Below are 16,731 nucleotides of genomic sequence, written 5' to 3' on the forward strand. Positions count from 1 at the left end.
AAAATTTCCGGTAATTTCATTAGAGCTAAGATCAAATGCGACAAAATTTAAATAAGTAAGACTTTAGGACGATATTTTTTATATTAAATATAACCGAAGTCTCACAAGTTTCATAACCATTATTTTACTGGAACTAGAAATACAATAAACAAACGCCTGGCTAGGGTCCTGCTTACGGTTTGAGCGGTCGGGATCAGTTTCTGTCCGTTCATGTCACCACCTTGACCTTAACCCTTCCCCGTGTCTTGTTGTAAGGTAGTTTCTTCGGCCAGAATGTCCATAATGCCGCGGAACAAAACAGTTGCCTGATTTGGAGATTCGGGCGAACGGTTCTCAGCCAGCACAGCTACCGTATAACGTGGAGACTGGAGGGGTCCATAGCCTGTGAACCATTGATTGTTCCTTTTCACACCTGTTCTTAGCGTCTCAGCAGTGCCGGATTTCCCCGCTACCTGCCAAACGCCTTTCTGGATCGAATGACCTGTTCCAACGGTTACAACTGCCTCCATGCCGCTCAAAAGAGCATTTGCTGTCCTTCGGGAAATCCCTCCGTAACGGGAAGGAGCATACCTGCGGGGGAGAGCAGCCATCACTTGCCCATTGGCATAACGGATTTCACTGACCAGCCGCGGCTCAGCAACTCTTCCACCATGAAGCAGCGTTACGATAAGGTTTGCCGCCTGCAAAGGCGATAGCGTCACATCCCTTTGGCCGATTCCGCTTTGTGCCAGCTGACCTCCGTCCTTTCGCGTCGGAAACGGGTTGAAAATGGTCCCCGCCTCCTCCTCCGGAAGCAGCCGTAAAGGTTTCCCCAAAGGAGAAAAGGGCTGTGGATAATACCAGCCTATTTTGCGGCCGATACCCAGCTTATCCGCTGTGACTGCAAGCTGGGCAGGTGTCAGACGCTCGGCTATAGTCGCAAATACGATGTTGCAGGATTGAGCCAATGCCTCGTGAAGCGTGATCCGGCCATGTCCTCCTTCTTTCCAGCAGTGGAGCCCATACCGGCCATAATCGCCATCGCATTCGAATTGCTCCCGTTCTCGTGTCAGACCCGCTTCAAGTGCGGCTGCGGCGGTAACCAGCTTGAATATCGAACCTGGAGTGGCAGCCCTGACCGCATGGTTGGCCATATCGCTACCAGCAGCCTTCAAGGATGCAGGCGCAAGCTTAGGGCGCGATGCCATGGCTACAATATCGCCCGTCCCCGCATCCAGTACGACAACCGCTCCTTCAACGAGACCTTGGGCATCCATATAGGCTTCGATTTTATTTTGCAGCGGCAGATCAAGCGTCGTAACAATTTTCAACGGATAATAGGGATTGTCCGGACCGGTCAGACGGATGTCCAGTCCTTTAAGCGGCTTGTCCGATCCATCGGTGAAATAGGAGACGGAGGTCGCCCCGGCCCCCCGCAGCAGCCCGTCCAGCGATTTTTCCAGACCTGCGCCGCCGACTCTGTCAGTCAGCTTCATTTTCCGCTCGGAAAGCTCACGCTCGTAACGGGTCTGAAGCAGTTCAGGATGTTGGCTGATGTAGCCGATGACATGCTTGGCATGGAAATAGGAGGGATAGCGGTTGCGGTAAGGCAGAACCCGCACGCCGTCCAAGCGCAGCTGAGCAATCGCCTCCTGCTGCCGCTTGCTCAGCTTGTGCGGCGCTGTTTCCCCTTGCGCCTGCCAGAATGCCGGCGCCTTCAATTTCTCCATCCATTGCTGAAGCTCCCGGGCCTCGATGCCTAATGCGGAAGCCAGCTTGGCAAAATCGTATCCCTGTTGTCCTTGATTCCGCGCACCTGCCTGCAGGGGGAATACAGCCAACCCCTGATAAGATTCGCCGGTCACTGCTATTCCACTGCGGTCAACAAAATCACCGCGGCCGCTGTCCAGCATTAGACCGCGCTCCCGCTGTGCCACAGCTTCCCGCTTCCAGTTGATGCTTCGGCTTAGCGCCGGCGCACCAGGCGTGAGCTGGAGCCAGGCAAGCCGTAATATATAAACCGCGAGCACGGCGCTCATACCCAGGAGAACGATAAAAACACGCCGGTTCCTGTTCCTCCGGCGTTCCCTTTCATGCATCGGCTGTTCCCTCCTATTGAAGTGACTGCAAGCTCCCCTATCCACCTTTGCATGCACCAATATTCTCTGCTCTATTATCTCCTTCTCTCTCGCATTTCATCCCACGCGAGCAGACAGCAGCATGAACGTCAATGCATCCTGGCAAAGAGAATCCGCCTACGACAGCCAATTGTCCATACAGGATGGCCTGGCCTTCCGTGCATAGCGCGAATATCGGGATAAAAAAAAGCCCGCTGCACAGTGTACAGTGGACTTTCCTTGGATCTGCTTATTTAATCCCCTTGCAGCTGAAATAATCGAGCAAAAAGCTTTGAAATGCCTTAGCCACCAAAGGAAGCTTCTCGTTGGATCGGTAAATGAGACCGATGGTTCTCGTTATTTGTGGAGACTTTACCCGAACCTTGACCGGCTGCAGCGGGCCGGAAGGATAGAGGGCCATCTCCGGCAGCAGACTGACCCCCATCCCGGCCGCGACTAATCCGCGGATAGTATCGGTCTCTTCCCCTTCAAATCCGATATTGGGCGTAAAGCCCGCTTCCCGGCAGGCATCCCAGACAATTGGTCGCAAAGAATAACCCTGGCTGAAGAGCACAAAATTATCTTCCTTCAACTGGATTAAATCAATGGCATCTTCCCCGGCCAGATGATGATTGGGCGGAAGAATGGCGAACAGTTCCTCTGTCAGTACTGTTTCCCCGGTCACATGCCCATGCTGCTCGGGAAATGGCGATACGAAGGATAAATCAACCTCTCCTTTGATCACATCACGGATGAGGGAAGGATACATGCCCTGTTTGAACCTGAATGTGACATTGGGATGCAGCTTCCGAAATGTCGAGACGATTTCGGGAATCAGTGAAAACCCGAGACTATGCGGAAAACCAAGCCTGATCTCGCCTTTCTCGGGATCAAGAAATTCATGCACATCCGAAACAGCCCGTTCCAAATCGGCTAAAATCACTTCGGCTCTTTTCAGGAATAATGCCCCAACCGGAGTCAATTGCAGATTGCGTCCCTTTTGCAGAAACAGCTTTGCACCGAGCTCCTGCTCCAGTTGATGGATTTGCCGGCTTACCGCCGATTGCGCGACATGCAGCTCTTCCGCCGCTTGTGTCACATGTTCTTTCTTGGCTACCTTCACAAAATAATGCAGCTGTCGAAGCTCCATGATTTCCCCTCTTCTCTTACGTTCCCGTCCGTGCTCAATGGCGTTTTCTTTTATTTATCAAATACCAGTCAAATGCATAAGCCATAACGAACCCTGCAAACAGTCCGCCTACATGGGCCCATAGGCCGATTCCCGGTACAAATACGGAGTACACCAGTCCAAATATCAAAATCATATATACCGTCTTGCGGGATGCATCATCCAGTGATTTTTTCATAAGGGCCAAATACAGATACGCCCCATAGATGCCGTATATCGCACCTGACGCGCCCGCACCCGCCGTTTCTGCTTCCGCAATGGCGCTGAACAGGTTGCCGATGATCCCGCTGATCAGATAGAAAACCAGATAACGGACATGTCCCAGCATCTTCTCCAGCGGCGGCGCAAAAATCAGAACTGCAAACATATTAAAAAACAGATGCTGAAAGCCCAAATGTAAAAAAACCGCCGTCACATAACGCCAAGGCTCCTCAAGGGAAAAATAATTCTCGTCAGGGTAACTGTAAAAAATGCCCCCATTGAGCAGCGCATGGTTTCCGCTAAGCTCATCAATCAGAAAAACCAGCAGGTTCAGGGCAATAATGATCGCCGTGACCGGATACATCCGTAAATAACCGCGAAAGCTTTCATATCGTAGAAAGATCATCCCTAACCCTCTTTCCCGTAAATTGGACAACTGCAATTCATTACGATTATAATAAATTTGTTCTATAACATACAATTTTTTCAGGAGGAGGACGTTTTCCAATGGCTCAAGAACGCACAGGTGTGGCTACCCTCAAAGGTAACCCGCTAACACTGATCGGCCCTGAACTGAAAAAAGGTGATCAAGCGCCTGATTTTCAACTGAACAAATCATTGGTGGATGTCGTTTCATTGAAAGATTTCGCCGGCAAAATCAAGCTCGTCAGCGTCGTACCGTCCATTGATACCGGCGTATGCGATGCGCAAACGCGCCGTTTTAACGAAGAGGCCGGCAAACTTGGTGATAACGTGGTCGTGCTTACCGTCAGCGCCGATCTTCCGTTTGCCCAGGCACGCTGGTGCGGAGCTGCCGGTGTTGAGAATGTGGTCATGTTGTCCGACTACAAAAACAACAACTTCGGCGAAGCCTACGGCGTGCTGATTAAAGATCTTCACCTGGATTTCCGCAGCATCTTCGTCATCGACAGCAACGACACGATTCAATATGTTGAAGTGCTGGGCGAAATGACCGAGCATCCGAATTACGAACTTGCACTGGAAGCGGTAAAAGCTCTCGTATAAGTTACATACGGGCGAGGGCGCCGAACGTTTCGGATCGTACGCCAATTCACAACAAAAGCGAGAGAAGGTTCACTTAAACCTTCCTCGCTTTTTGTTTATATGCCGGACGTTTTATAAGCTGCAAGCTTCTTATCAATGGTTCGGTAAATATCGAGTATCGTCCGATAGTTGGAGCCTAGATCGCCGAGCGAACCCCGTGAAGCCGAATAGATATCAACAGCGGAGATGACGGGATTTACACCGATTACCGATACGGTAATATCCATCGTCCGCCCTGTCATGGTACGTTTCTCCAGAACAATCTCTCCGACAGATACGACTTCATGCAGTACTTTGTACCCCTGCATCTTCTTCAATAAGGAGACAACTTCCTCCCATGCCTTATCCTTCGACAGCTTGTAAAAATGGGATTTTAGCAATGGATCTTTCGCTTTATCGCCAGTCAATTCATGACTGCGCAGCAACCCTATCAGGGTTCGCTTCAACAAAGGTGATCTCCCCCTCTAACGTCTATGTATGCTAACAATTATCATAGCATAAAGCTCACAATAAAAAAAAGGGGTTGCCCCCTTTTCTTGTTTCGAAAAACCCGCTAATGCCGTCCGACCCGCTTGCTTCTGAACCCGCTCTCGCAGGTGGGTGTCCGCAGAAACGTTTTTGAGGTCCCTTTTCGAGGGCATGTCAGCCACGTTCCGATATAGGTCTCCCGGGAAACAGCCATTGGTTCAAAACAACGTAAAGCCGTAACGAGCAAAAGCAGGATGTACGTTTATTATAGAGGTTTTTAATTAAAAAGTAAACGTCAGCTGCTGCCAATTAAGGCACCGCCTTGTCAGCTGTCTTTTTTCACTTCTTCATTGAGGTTCATAAGCTCTGCTTCAGCCTCGGCTTCGGCAGCCTTCTCGGCCTGAAGCTGCAGCTTCGTATAGATCTGATAAAAACCCCAGAAGGATATCGCCGCTACGATGCTGCCCGTGAAGAAAGGCACCAGGAACATCAGCTTGGGTGAGCTGAAGCTGATATACACGACCAGACCGCACATTACCGCAGTGGACAGGGAGCGGAAAGGACGCCCGATTGTCAGCAAAACGGCATTCTTCAGCAGTTGAAACGTCTTCATATGGTAATGGACAATCATCGAGAAGAAGTTAAACAAGGAAACGGCAAGCAGGGCTATAATCGCAATAAACAAATACGATACAAGCTGGAATTTCGCTAATTCTTTCAAGTAGACCTGGAAGTCAACAATCAGAATCGCGAACAAAATCACATAAAGGATGCCGCCAATCATGCTCTGCAGGTAGCTTTCCTTATAATTCCGGAAAAAAGTACGCAGAAGCGGCACATCCACCTCGCCCATCACCCATTTGCGGGCAACGCCGAACATCGCCGCCGTCGCCGGAAATAGCGTAAAAGGAGCTATAATGCTCGACAAGATAACACTGCTCAAAAATTGATCGGTATTTTGAGCCATAATGACCGGAAAAATCAAGAAAATATACGGAATCGAACATACAATCCATAATACATTCGTCACCGATAGTCTCATAATCCATTCCGAAATCTTGTACAGCCCGCCCATTAAGCCTCTCATTTCCATGATTGCCTGAATCCCCCTAAGGCGCTTTTTTAGAAAAAAAAGAGAATGCGTGTCCTTTCGCTAAAAGCCGGGCGCTCTCATTTCTGTTGAAACGCGTTCAGCAAGCGATTTCATTATTCTCTAACTATATTACATAATGCCCCTATCCGCCAATATTTCATTCCAGGCTGTCCTTGTTGGCGGGTATTGCGTATGACCAGAACAGCATTGCAATTGAAGAAAACCGGGGCAATCCGCCGATTGCTCGGCTATACGGATAGCCCCGGTTACATCTTTAATTGCGGTTGAAATCCTCCGAAGATTGACGCGAACGACGGGTGTCGCTGCTGCGTCCTTGCGAAGAGCCTCTGCTGCCTTGTCCGTCACGATCGCTGCGGTTGTAGCTGCTGCTTCCGCCACTGCGTCCGCCGTAACCGCCACGGCTGTCGCCGCTGCGGCTTCCGCTGCTGCGTGGACCGCTGCCGGAACGATTGCCTCCGCCAAATGGTCCGCCGGAGAAACGGCGTCCGCTTGAACGGACATCAGGTCTGCGTTTTTTCGCGCGAATCGGATCTTCCGGAGTCAGCTCGATGCTGATATCCTTCTTTTCGCCCGTAATCAGCTTGATTGCGGCTGCGAGCAGATTCACGGAATCATATTGTTCGAGAAGCTGAATGGTAATGGCTTTGAATTCATTAATGGAATCACTTTCGACGAATTCAAGAATACGCTCAGCCGTCACGCGCTGTTTGCCTTCAATCGCTTCCGCAATGCTAGGCAGCGGCTTCTTCGCGATCTTGTGGCGCGTCACTTTCTCGATGAAATGCAAATGGTCGATTTCACGTGGAGTGACGAATGACCAGGCTGTACCTTCTTTGCCTGCGCGGCCTGTACGGCCGATACGGTGAACATAGCTCTCCGGATCCTGCGGCAAATCGAAATTGATGACATGCGATACGCCAGACACATCAAGTCCGCGCGCAGCAACGTCCGTTGCCACAAGCACGTCGATGCTGCCGTCACGGAATTTGCGCATAACATTGTCGCGCTGGTTCTGCGACAGGTCCCCGTGCAGGCCGTCTGCGGAATAACCGCGTTTTTGGAGAGCTTCGCTGAGCTCATCCACCCGGCGTTTGGTGCGTCCGAAAATAATCGCAAGCTCAGGCGATTCCATATCCAGCAGGCGGCTCAGCGCGTCAAACTTCTGACGTTCATGAACTTCAATATAAGCCTGCTCGATCAGCGGTGCGCTGATTTGGGTCGGGATTACCGACACATGCTCGGGATTTTTGAGGAATTGCTGCGCCAGCCGCTGAATATTATGCGGCATCGTGGCTGAGAACAGCATGGTGTGACGGTTCTCCGGAACCAGCGAGAGGATCGAGGTGATATCCTCCATAAAGCCCATGTCGAGCATTTCATCCGCTTCATCCAGCACAACCGTTTGCACGTCGTCAAGCTTGATGGTTTTGCGGTTAATATGGTCAAGCAACCGTCCAGGTGTTCCGATAATGATTTGAGGCCTTTTCTTCAAGGAGCGAATTTGTCTACCGATCTCTTGTCCGCCATAAATCGGCAGCGAACGAAGACCTTTGTAACGGGTAAGCTTTCCGATCTCTTCCGAAACTTGAATCGCAAGCTCGCGGGTCGGGGTCATGATTAATGCGACGATACGCTCTTCGGTTACCGGAATCTTGTTAACGAGCGGGATTCCGAAAGCGGCCGTTTTGCCCGTTCCTGTCTGAGCTTGACCGATCAAATCGGTACCGGTCAGCGCAATTGGAATGGCTTTGGATTGGATGGGAGTGGATTCTTCAAATCCGAGCTCCGTGATGGCTTGCAAAACTTTAGGTTCCAAGCCGAATTCAGCAAATGTTTTCAAACTTTTTCAATCTCCTTCTATCTGCACTCTACAGAAAATATACAGTTCATTATAGCACAACATCTTGCATGAATACCAGCTAGTCAAAAGTACACATACTAATTGTACTTTACGCCAAAGCCGGCAGCGGCTCATAATCATGCCGCCGAGCGCATGCAGTCAGGAGGAGATATCCCTGTTAAAGAGGCTGCAGACAACCCTTGTCATGCTTTTAAGCTCCACCTTAATTGCCTTTGGCTTCAATCAGCTGCTCATTCCGTTGAAGATGATCAGCGGAGGCATATCAGGCATTACGATGATTGTCGGCTATGCGACTGGCTTGAATATAGGCTGGCTTTATTTGGTGCTGAATATACCTGTCCTGCTCTGGGGCCTGAAGGTTCTTGGACTCCGGTTTGTCGGCTGGAGCATCTTCTCGGTCCTAACAACAACCCTTGCGATACAACTGATCCCCGCCCAGCCGGTCGTGGACGATCTATTGCTTGGCGCTGTCTTCGGCGGGGTCGTCGTCGGCTTCGGCAGCGGACTTTCCTTGCGGGAAGGGGCTTCAACGGGAGGTTTCGATATCGTTGCCACTGTTTTGACACGTAAACGAGACCTGTCGATCGGCATGCTAATTTTCGCCATGAACGGCAGCATCATTATTGCACTGGGTTTACTTACGGGGGACTGGAACGTAGCCCTCTACTCCCTGATTTCCATTTTCACCTCAGGTAAAATGATTGATCTGATCCACATCCGTTATGTGAAAATCACTGCGTTCATTATTACCAACAACGCACAGGAGCTGCGCAAGGAACTGCTGCCGCTGCAGCGCGGAGTTACCGTGATCCGTACCCGCGGGGGCTACACGGACGCGGAGAGGGATATGCTGATGACCGTGACCACGCGCTTCGAGCTGCCTCAGCTGCAGCAAATTATCCGGAAATCGGATCCCGCCGCCTTCGTAAATATTGTCGAAACCGTGGGAATTATGGGAGATTTCCGCAGGACCTGAGCAGGGTTATCCAATGCCCATCCTGCTTCTTCCGCAATATACGCAAATATGGAATTTTACGTGAACCCCTAGGTTTTTATGTTCGCTGCTGTTATAATAATGCTACCCCGCAGATTTGAATCTTGCCATACGTTTTTGCCCTCCATTACGATGAAAGGGTGATGCTTGATGGACATGGAAACGGTCAAACTGTTGATGATTGTGGAAAAGCTGGTTCCAGAGCTAGTGCCTTTTCTCACGGAGCGGGAATTGAATTTGAATATTGTGCTCCGGGATGGATTGTCATTATTGGAGCCGGGAGATGCGATGGAAATCGTACAGCACAGTATTTGCGAGCATCAAAAAGCTGTATTTTTGCATTGACGACAGACAGCGCGGGAACGTATTTATACGTTCCCGCCTTTTTTTTGTCTCAGATCCGATTAGATCTTGCCCGATTGCTTTATATTCTACAAAAAACCTCTGTGCCTGTTTTTAAAACTGATTTATAATTAAAGGCACTAAGTCTAGTAGGGAGCGTTGTACTATGGATGCCATTATTTCAGTCTTTTTGTTACTTTTCCATGTGATATCCGGGGGAGCGGCGCAACCGGGGAAAGAGAGCGCCTCCACCAACCATTTGCTTACGACTTTGTTCACTGCCGAGGCCCATGCACAGCCTGGTGGAACAGGACAGCAGACACCGCCAAGCTCTACTGGAACAAGCACCAACGGAACCGTGCTGGAGAAAAAAGATCCTCAGCCGGATGCCCCCAAGGTCAAGGGCATTTATGTAACCGCCCATAGTGCCGGCGGAGCCCGCATGGAGACGCTGCTTAAACTGCTGGATGACACCGATCTGAACAGTATGGTCATCGACCTGAAGGACGATGTCGGCTATATTACATACCCTACGGACAATGCGGCGCTGCTGAAGCTGGGCACGTCCAAGAAGTATATCCACGATATAAAGGCATTGATGGAACGACTTGAGAAGCATAAGGTTTACCCTATCGGCCGGATCGTTGTTTTTAAGGATACGGCGCTTGCCGCGAAGCATCCCGAGCTTTCCTTCCGCAAGAAGGACGGAACGGTATGGAAGAATGGCAAAGGGGACGGATTTGTTAATCCTTACCGGAAAGAAGTTTGGGATTATAACATTGAAGCCGCTAAAGAAGCCGCAAAGCTTGGCTTTAAAGAAATCCAGTTTGATTATGTGCGTTTTCCCGAAGGGTTTGAGAACAAGGCCGACTCCCTCGTATTCACGCACAATGAGGTTAGCCGCGTGGATACGATCGCCGAGTTTATCAAATATGCCAAGGCCGAGCTGGAGCCTCTAGGGGTCCGGGTATCTGTAGATATATTCGGATATGCTGCATCCGTTCCCGCTGCGGAAGGAATCGGTCAGGACTTTGTCAAAATATCCAAGCATGTGGACGTCATCTGCCCCATGGTATATCCGAGCCATTACAGCACGGGCTGGTTCGATGTGAAGGATCCCGACAAAGATCCTTACGCAGTCATTAAAGGCTCCATGATCGATACGCATAAGAAACTGGATCCCATCGGTTCTTATAAACCTGTTATCCGCCCCTGGATTCAGGATTTCACCGCAAGCTGGCTGGGCAAAGGCCATTATGTCAAATACGGCAAGGAACAAGTGCAGGCTCAGATCAAGGCGCTTCACGACACTGGAGTCGATGAGTTTCTCCTCTGGAATGCCGGCAATAAATACACCACAGGCGTCGATTACAAATAAACCCGTTTCACACAGAAAAGCCTTGCAGGACTGGCGTTTGCCAGTCGCTTGCAAGGCTTTTCTGCGGGTGCGGGATTCTATTCTTTGCAGCTATTCCTTAAGCAGCTTCGCCGCAAGCTCCAGGAAATAGTGGACGGCATGATGAATGCGCAGCTGAACGCCTTGCGTTACAGGAACGCCGTCAGCGTCAAACTCCCGCTGTACGCCGCCAAGCGAGATCCACTCCGGACAGTTGATCCCATGGACATTGCGGACGATCGTTTGCAGATGCTGCAGCGAATTGACGCCTACCGCTCCGCCGGCCGAGCTGATAGAGAGGACCGGCTTGCTGTCAAACTGCTCCGAGCTGAGGAAATCGAGGGCATTCTTCAGCGCGCCGGAGATGCTGCCATGGTATTCGGGCGTGCTGAGCACGACCGCATTGGCTTCCAGAACAGCCTGACGCAAGGAAAGAACTTCATCAGGCTGAATCTCATCGTCGGAGCAATAGAGCGGAAGACGGTGCGTGTGCAGGTCAACCATCGTGACCTCATGACCCTGTTCTTCTATCAATCTGGCTGCATAGCTTGCAGCCCGGGTACTTGTAGCTCCCATCCGGGTACTCCCCGCAAGAATAACTATTTTCATATGAGTTGTTCCCCTTAATAGATGATGACTTTATCTGATGCCGGGGTACTTAAGGAAACCTGAACACGGTTCCGCAGGCAATTTTCGACCAAGCCTTACAAAGACAGACGCAGGGCCAAATTATACAGTTCCATATTAAAGGGCTTCTTCGTATTCACAACCTTCTCAATATCCGTTAAGGTCAACTCGCCGCGGATGATGCCGCAGCCTTTGCCCGATTTGCCCTCCATCAGCATGCGAACTGCAAAATCGCCCAGTTGGCTGGCCAGTATCCGGTCGTTATGGGTAGGATTGCCCCCTCTTTGAACATGTCCAAGCACGGTGACGCGCGGATCTACATCGCAACGCTCCATTAGCCCCCGGCCGATCTCATCTCCCGTGCTGGCGCCTTCGGCAACGACTATAATACTGTGGCGCTTGCCCGAATGGAAATTATCTTTCATCCGGTTAGCCACCAGATCGATATCAAAAGGCACCTCTGGCACAATGATGGTTTCCGCGCCGCTGGCAAGTCCCGCGAACAAGGCAATATCTCCGCAGCGGCGGCCCATGACTTCCACAATCGACGAACGCTCATGCGAGGTCATCGTATCGCGAAGCTTATTAATGGCATCCACTACGATGCTTACTGCCGTATCGAAGCCGATGGTGAAATCGGTGAACGGGATGTCATTATCAATAGTGCCCGGGAGCGCCATTGTTTTTATTCCAAGCTTGCTCAGCTTATTGGCCCCTTGGTAGGAACCGTCGCCGCCAATCACGACAAGACCATCGATTCCGCGGTCGCGCAGAACATCCGCCCCCTGCTGCTGGCCTTCGGGACTTAAAAACTCTTTGCAGCGTGCTGTTTGCAAAATGGTTCCGCCGCGTTGAATAATATCGCCTACACTGCGCAGGTCCATCTGCCGGAGATCATTATTCAGCAGCCCTTGATAGCCGCGCTGCACCCCGTATACCTCCAGGCCGTGATACAATGCGCTTCTTACTACGGCGCGAACCGCCGCATTCATCCCCTGGGAATCTCCACCGCTCGTCAGAACTGCAATTGACTTGACTGATGACATTTCATCCACTCCTCCAGCTATTTCTTTTCTATCTGTATCTTAAGTTTGCCGCATTCTGATCCAGACACTGTTTCCCCAGAAGAATAACCGGGTAAGCGGACTTCGTCTCATCAGATGTTTGGAAACGCGACGTACATCGGTCTGCTCCCGCACCTTCGGGTCTGACAGGTACAAAGCAAGCAGCCCTTCAATAACCATAGCATGAAACCTGCTGCCCGGAAGCGTCCGCACATCTTGGCGTGCACACCGTGCAATCTCGCCGATTCTCTCCACCAGCTGTGCTTGATCCGCATAATAATTACAGAAGTTCAGATCCCCGCCGGCCCGGTCTTCCTCCTGATCGATTAAATAATCCAGCATGATATGAAGCCCGCAGACATGAGGAAAATAAGCATCCCTGATCAATCTGGCATCGGATACCGCCAGTCCTTTCTCAGAGGCTGCCAGAAACAACATAAACATGCCCAGCGTAGAACCTGTCGCAGCCGCAAACTCGTTCCACTGCAAATGGGGAACCTTATTTCTGTGTTTCTCCCACCACGCAAGCAGCTCCGGTTCACGGCGGCTGCGGACAATATGCTTGTACACCTGCAAATCGCCATAGAGTCCGACCAGTTCGGAAACGAGAGCCTGTACGCTGTCATAGGAAGGAAGCTCTCTGACGCATCGCTGGCAGGTCCGCACCAGTTCGTGCAGATAACCGCCATCCTCCCGTTCGCTTCGCTTCGCATAATAATCGCGCAAGGGAGCCCCAGGGATAACGGCATCCAGCATCGACTGGTGCAAGAGCCGGAAATCCTGCTCATCCTGCGATGTGCTGCGGTCACATAAATTATCGAGGTAATCGCTGATCGTCTGAAGCGCCACGATGAGCGGAATCAACAGATGCCGCTGACGCGGATTGGCGGCCGCATAAATCCCTCCGCCTTCGCAGTGGAACTGCTTGCCATTCATGCTGTCAAGCGCCTGTGTGCGCAGCTCGTCATCAGGTATCCGCTCGGCGATCGCTCTCAGCCGTCCAAGTTCCTCCCGGACCTCCGGAAGAACATATTTATACACCCGGTACATAAGAGTCACTGGTGTTGTCGGAACATAACGAGCGTGCGCTAACCTCTTCATAACAGCGCTCCCCCTTGAACCTATCTTCAGGAATGGCGCCGTGGTTCAATCTCCTGATTGATGCGGTACCAGATGTGAAGATCATTAATCCGGCTGGCAAGCTCAGCAATTTCTGAATTAATGCAGCATGAAGTCTCGAAATCTTCTTCCTCGAACAACTCCGCCTGTTTCACATGAATTAAACGTTCATAAGCAAAAACACGATCCGGGATCGTACCGCGAATGATTTCCCATTGGGTAACTATGGCTGCGCGCACTTGTTCACTATAGCCTTCCCATTCCTGTTGCAGTTCCGGCAGCGCAATACCAAGGCGTTCATTCCATCTAAAAATGTCATCCACAATAGATAACCTCCAACCAATAATGTACCATTTCATAACGCACAAATCCAGCGCGAAAACATGTTCGTGCCGCTCGTTTCCACCACTTGGAAGCGATCTTTATTTACAAGAGAATCAATTTCATAATTTAGGGGAAATCACCTATTGTGATAGATTAAGCTGAATATGCAAGTTGAAATTGGTTCAATCAATAAACAAATTTAACACTCTTGCCCGATCGGCGGCTCTCTGCCTTATCATCCGTGCTATACTGTTAACCATATAAATAACATCAAGGAGACCGTAAATTAATGATTCAACAGCCAGGAACCGTTACCATGGGGCAGTTGTGGCGCTTTTTCCTGCCACTTGGCATTTCCGCGAGTCTCGTCACCTTATCGCATGTTATAATCAACAGCACACTGTCGCGCGCGGATCATCCGGAACAGATCATCGCCAGCTATGCCATTGCCATGAGTCTGCTCATCATAACCGAACGGCCGGCTATTCTGCTGCGGCAGACCAGCTCCACCCTCGTCAGAGACAAACGCTCCTTCCGCTCCATGCTGCTTGTCGGGCAGTCCGTGTTCGCAGCCATTATGGCGCTGGGCCTGCTTATTTGCTACACGCCGCTTGGCATTTGGATTTTCAGAGGCCTATTCGGCGCGGAGCAGTCGCAAGTTCCTGACATTATCGACGTGTACCGGGTGTTGATGTTTGTAAGCCTCTTCTCCGGAATCCGCTGCTTATATCAGGGCGTCATCATCTATAATATGCGTACCAAATGGCTGACCATCGGAATGACGGTTCGCCTCTTGGGAATGTACGGGCTCTCGCTCTACTTTATTCATACGGGCGTACACAGCAGCACCGTGGGGGCCGTTATTTTTCTGGTAGGAATGATCATGGAAGCTGCGATGAGTTTTGCGGAAGGCCGGCTGCTGGTCCGTCAACTGCCGGAAGAAGCAGAGGGGCATCCCGTAAAGTCAGGCAGACAGATATTCTCTTTTTATCGCCCGATGCTGGTTTCCACCTTTATTGCCGTCTGGATCGGGCCTTCTATTAATGCGTTTCTGGGCAAAACAACCGACGCAACGCTGGCGATTGCTTCCTTCGCCCTGGCAGCCAGCCTGGTTCAGCTGGTCACCAGCTTTTTCAGTTATTTTCATCAAATCGTCCTGAATTTTTACAGGATTGACCGGAATGCGGTACGCCGTTTCACATTGGCTTTCGGTTTCATTCCGCTCGCTCTGGTAAGCGTCATTGCTTTCCTGCCTGCAGGCGATTTTATTCTCGGTACAGTCATGGGCGTCGAAGGAAAATTAAAAGAAGAAACGCTCCGCGCTTTAAAGCCCTTTGTCCTCTTCGCCCTTGCCATGCCCTGGCTGGATACGTTCAACGGCATCATCATGGTACGCGGCCATACCCGGGTCATGCTGGGTTCCCAGGCATCGAATCTGCTGTTTACCGTCACAGCCATCGTTGTGCTGGTAGCCCTGACACCCGGATGGAACGGCGCCATAGGTGCCTCTGCGCAATCGATCGGACTAGCCGCTGAATGCGGATTTGTTGCCTTTGCGATCCGGCGCGGACGCAAAACAAACCGGATCATGGCCGGAAAAGTATTGGATATGGAGTGACACACGCATCATGAACTCAACAAACTATATTATAGCCGCCTTCGGACGGTCGCTTACCGCCGGGAAAGAAACCCGGGTCCTTCGCATGTTCTGTTTTGCCGTTTATATGACTCAAGCGATTATTGTTTCCTACTTTCCGCTCTATTTTCTGGATCAGGGTTACAGCGCCTCCCAGATAGGCATTATCTATTCCATCGGACCTTTTATTTCCGTCTTCTCCACCCTGCTGTTTGGAGCGGCCAGCGACAAATACCGCACGCTCAAAAAAATCTTGAGTGTCATTCTCTTTGGCCAGCTCATAATGGTCGCACTGCTGTTCTCCACTCAGACCTTTGCGATCGTATGCTTCATTATGCTGGTGTTCTATTTCTTTCAGACGCCGATAAACCCGCTGACAGACAGTCTGATCCTGTTATCGAGCAAACACACCGGCACACCTTATGCGCTGGTGCGGATCTTCGGATCGCTAGGCTTTGCTTTTATGGCCTTTTCTATGGGGCAGCTGTTAAAGTTCACAGGGTCGTGGGCGACGCTGCTTGTCGGCTTGATTACGATCGGGATCACCTTTTTCCTCTCGCTCGGGCTGAAGGATTACCAGGGCTCGCTCAAAAAAATGGATTTTTCCGGACTGTTCAAGATTTTACGCAAGCCCGATATCGTGACCTTTTTTGCGCTGGTGTTCATTTTGTCCGTTTCCCACCGGATGTACGAAGGATTCCTGGCTGTGACGCTGCGGCAGATGGGCGCAAGCGATTCGCTTGTCGGTGTAGCCTGGCTGGTCTCCTCGGTCAGCGAAATCCCGGTCCTTTTTTTGCTGGGCAAATATGGTCATAAATTCAAAGAACTCCCGCTGCTTGCGATTGCCAGCCTTATGTATGCCGTTCGCTTCTTCCTGGTCGGTGAAATCCAGTCGCCCATATGGGTCATTCCCGTTCAGGCGATGCACAGCATCACTTTCGGCATTTATTTTACAACTGCCCTTCGCTATCTCTCCACCATCATTCCGGATGAATACCGATCCTCCGGGCAAGCTGTCTTCGCCGTGGTGTGGACAGGCTTCGCCGGGATCATCAGCGGGATGGTCGGCGGGTCGATATTCGATCATTACGGTAAAGGCGCTTTCTTTCAATTGGCGATGGTGCTCGCCTTGATCGCTGCGGCAAGTTTTCTCGCCAAGCATCTCTTCTCCCGCTCAAGTGCCTGATGCCTTCGCTAAGCATGCAAAAACCCCTTCCCGGGTCATTCGCAGTCTT

16 protein-coding genes and 1 other RNA gene are annotated in these 16,731 nt (G+C 50.9%); 6 read left to right on the top strand and 11 right to left on the bottom strand.

What is annotated here, in order from left to right:
• Positions 1-227: 227 nt before the first annotated feature.
• The 3 genes from IEY46_RS17000 to IEY46_RS17010 all read right to left on the bottom strand — a co-directional run bounded on the left by IEY46_RS17000 (position 228) and on the right by IEY46_RS17010 (position 3,892).
• Positions 228-2,078 (bottom strand): peptidoglycan D,D-transpeptidase FtsI family protein, encoded by a 1,851-nt coding sequence (locus IEY46_RS17000; RefSeq protein WP_188993138.1) that lies wholly within the window; start codon positions 2,076-2,078, stop codon positions 228-230.
• A gap of 268 nt (positions 2,079-2,346) precedes the next feature.
• Complete coding sequence (gene gltC / locus IEY46_RS17005) at positions 2,347-3,246, bottom strand: glutamate biosynthesis transcriptional regulator GltC (RefSeq protein ID WP_188993139.1); 900 nt, start codon at positions 3,244-3,246, stop codon at positions 2,347-2,349.
• A 34-nt stretch (positions 3,247-3,280) separates the two neighbouring features.
• Positions 3,281-3,892, bottom strand: coding sequence for a rhomboid family intramembrane serine protease (locus IEY46_RS17010; RefSeq protein WP_188993140.1), 612 nt, complete (start codon positions 3,890-3,892; stop codon positions 3,281-3,283).
• Between the two features lie 101 nt (positions 3,893-3,993).
• Here IEY46_RS17010 and tpx point away from each other — a divergent pair, with 101 nt between their 5' ends.
• The gene (tpx, locus tag IEY46_RS17015; protein ID WP_188993141.1) at positions 3,994-4,512 is read left to right on the top strand and encodes a thiol peroxidase; all 519 of its coding nucleotides are present in this window, start codon (positions 3,994-3,996) and stop codon (positions 4,510-4,512) included.
• A 95-nt stretch (positions 4,513-4,607) separates the two neighbouring features.
• Here the strand turns inward: tpx and IEY46_RS17020 are convergent, their stop codons facing one another.
• The 4 genes from IEY46_RS17020 to cshA form a co-directional block, all read right to left on the bottom strand.
• A complete protein-coding gene (locus IEY46_RS17020; protein WP_188993142.1) occupies positions 4,608-5,000 on the bottom strand; it encodes a DUF1499 domain-containing protein in 393 nt (130 codons plus the stop codon).
• Positions 5,001-5,094: 94 nt separating this feature from the next.
• Positions 5,095-5,278: non-coding RNA, 6S RNA (gene ssrS, locus IEY46_RS17025), on the bottom strand.
• A 66-nt stretch (positions 5,279-5,344) separates the two neighbouring features.
• Complete coding sequence (locus tag IEY46_RS17030; protein ID WP_188993143.1) at positions 5,345-6,112, bottom strand: YesL family protein; 768 nt, start codon at positions 6,110-6,112, stop codon at positions 5,345-5,347.
• Between the two features lie 274 nt (positions 6,113-6,386).
• Positions 6,387-7,973, bottom strand: coding sequence for a degradosome RNA helicase CshA (gene cshA / locus IEY46_RS17035; protein WP_188993144.1), 1,587 nt, complete (start codon positions 7,971-7,973; stop codon positions 6,387-6,389).
• 139 nt (positions 7,974-8,112) lie between these two features.
• Here cshA and IEY46_RS17040 point away from each other — a divergent pair, with 139 nt between their 5' ends.
• The 3 genes from IEY46_RS17040 to IEY46_RS17050 all read left to right on the top strand — a co-directional run bounded on the left by IEY46_RS17040 (position 8,113) and on the right by IEY46_RS17050 (position 10,708).
• Complete coding sequence (locus tag IEY46_RS17040; protein WP_188993145.1) at positions 8,113-8,970, top strand: YitT family protein; 858 nt, start codon at positions 8,113-8,115, stop codon at positions 8,968-8,970.
• A 168-nt stretch (positions 8,971-9,138) separates the two neighbouring features.
• Positions 9,139-9,333, top strand: a complete 195-nt coding sequence (locus tag IEY46_RS17045) for a hypothetical protein (RefSeq protein ID WP_188993146.1) — start codon at positions 9,139-9,141, stop codon at positions 9,331-9,333.
• Between the two features lie 163 nt (positions 9,334-9,496).
• Positions 9,497-10,708 (top strand): putative glycoside hydrolase, encoded by a 1,212-nt coding sequence (locus IEY46_RS17050; protein WP_188993147.1) that lies wholly within the window; start codon positions 9,497-9,499, stop codon positions 10,706-10,708.
• 90 nt (positions 10,709-10,798) lie between these two features.
• On the opposite strand, the gene IEY46_RS17055 is transcribed toward IEY46_RS17050, so the two are convergent.
• From IEY46_RS17055 to IEY46_RS17070, 4 genes are all read right to left on the bottom strand, one after another.
• Positions 10,799-11,335 carry an NADPH-dependent FMN reductase gene (locus tag IEY46_RS17055; protein ID WP_188993148.1) on the bottom strand — a complete coding sequence of 179 codons (537 nt, stop codon included), beginning with the start codon at positions 11,333-11,335 and terminating at the stop codon, positions 10,799-10,801.
• A gap of 95 nt (positions 11,336-11,430) precedes the next feature.
• A complete protein-coding gene (gene pfkA / locus IEY46_RS17060) occupies positions 11,431-12,399 on the bottom strand; it encodes a 6-phosphofructokinase (RefSeq protein ID WP_188993149.1) in 969 nt (322 codons plus the stop codon).
• A gap of 39 nt (positions 12,400-12,438) precedes the next feature.
• On the bottom strand, positions 12,439-13,518 hold the full coding sequence (locus IEY46_RS17065; RefSeq protein ID WP_188993150.1) for a tetraprenyl-beta-curcumene synthase family protein: 1,080 nt from the start codon (positions 13,516-13,518) through the stop codon (positions 12,439-12,441).
• Between the two features lie 26 nt (positions 13,519-13,544).
• Complete coding sequence (locus IEY46_RS17070) at positions 13,545-13,895, bottom strand: hypothetical protein (protein WP_229750336.1); 351 nt, start codon at positions 13,893-13,895, stop codon at positions 13,545-13,547.
• 254 nt (positions 13,896-14,149) lie between these two features.
• On the opposite strand from IEY46_RS17070, the gene IEY46_RS17075 reads away from it, so the two are divergent.
• Positions 14,150-15,478, top strand: coding sequence for a multi antimicrobial extrusion protein MatE (locus IEY46_RS17075; protein ID WP_229750337.1), 1,329 nt, complete (start codon positions 14,150-14,152; stop codon positions 15,476-15,478).
• 10 nt (positions 15,479-15,488) lie between these two features.
• Positions 15,489-16,682 (top strand): MFS transporter, encoded by a 1,194-nt coding sequence (locus tag IEY46_RS17080; RefSeq protein ID WP_188993151.1) that lies wholly within the window; start codon positions 15,489-15,491, stop codon positions 16,680-16,682.
• The last annotated feature ends 49 nt before the right edge of the window (positions 16,683-16,731 follow it).

Origin of the sequence: Paenibacillus nasutitermitis (assembly GCF_014641075.1) — a bacterium.
Classification (GTDB): Bacteria; Bacillota; Bacilli; order Paenibacillales; family Paenibacillaceae; genus Paenibacillus_Z; species Paenibacillus_Z nasutitermitis.

Coding starts and splice junctions, on each gene's coding strand:
- IEY46_RS17075 (WP_229750337.1), top strand. CDS start 14,150: ATGATTCAACAGCCAGGAACCGTTACCATGGGGCAGTTGTGGCGCTTT.
- tpx (WP_188993141.1), top strand. CDS start 3,994: ATGGCTCAAGAACGCACAGGTGTGGCTACCCTCAAAGGTAACCCGCTA.
- IEY46_RS17045 (WP_188993146.1), top strand. CDS start 9,139: ATGGACATGGAAACGGTCAAACTGTTGATGATTGTGGAAAAGCTGGTT.
- IEY46_RS17055 (WP_188993148.1), bottom strand. CDS start 11,335: ATGAAAATAGTTATTCTTGCGGGGAGTACCCGGATGGGAGCTACAAGT.
- IEY46_RS17000 (WP_188993138.1), bottom strand. CDS start 2,078: ATGCATGAAAGGGAACGCCGGAGGAACAGGAACCGGCGTGTTTTTATC.
- IEY46_RS17050 (WP_188993147.1), top strand. CDS start 9,497: ATGGATGCCATTATTTCAGTCTTTTTGTTACTTTTCCATGTGATATCC.
- IEY46_RS17010 (WP_188993140.1), bottom strand. CDS start 3,892: ATGATCTTTCTACGATATGAAAGCTTTCGCGGTTATTTACGGATGTAT.
- pfkA (WP_188993149.1), bottom strand. CDS start 12,399: ATGTCATCAGTCAAGTCAATTGCAGTTCTGACGAGCGGTGGAGATTCC.
- IEY46_RS17040 (WP_188993145.1), top strand. CDS start 8,113: ATGCCGCCGAGCGCATGCAGTCAGGAGGAGATATCCCTGTTAAAGAGG.
- IEY46_RS17080 (WP_188993151.1), top strand. CDS start 15,489: ATGAACTCAACAAACTATATTATAGCCGCCTTCGGACGGTCGCTTACC.
- gltC (WP_188993139.1), bottom strand. CDS start 3,246: ATGGAGCTTCGACAGCTGCATTATTTTGTGAAGGTAGCCAAGAAAGAA.
- IEY46_RS17070 (WP_229750336.1), bottom strand. CDS start 13,895: ATGAAATGGTACATTATTGGTTGGAGGTTATCTATTGTGGATGACATT.
- IEY46_RS17065 (WP_188993150.1), bottom strand. CDS start 13,518: ATGAAGAGGTTAGCGCACGCTCGTTATGTTCCGACAACACCAGTGACT.
- IEY46_RS17030 (WP_188993143.1), bottom strand. CDS start 6,112: ATGGAAATGAGAGGCTTAATGGGCGGGCTGTACAAGATTTCGGAATGG.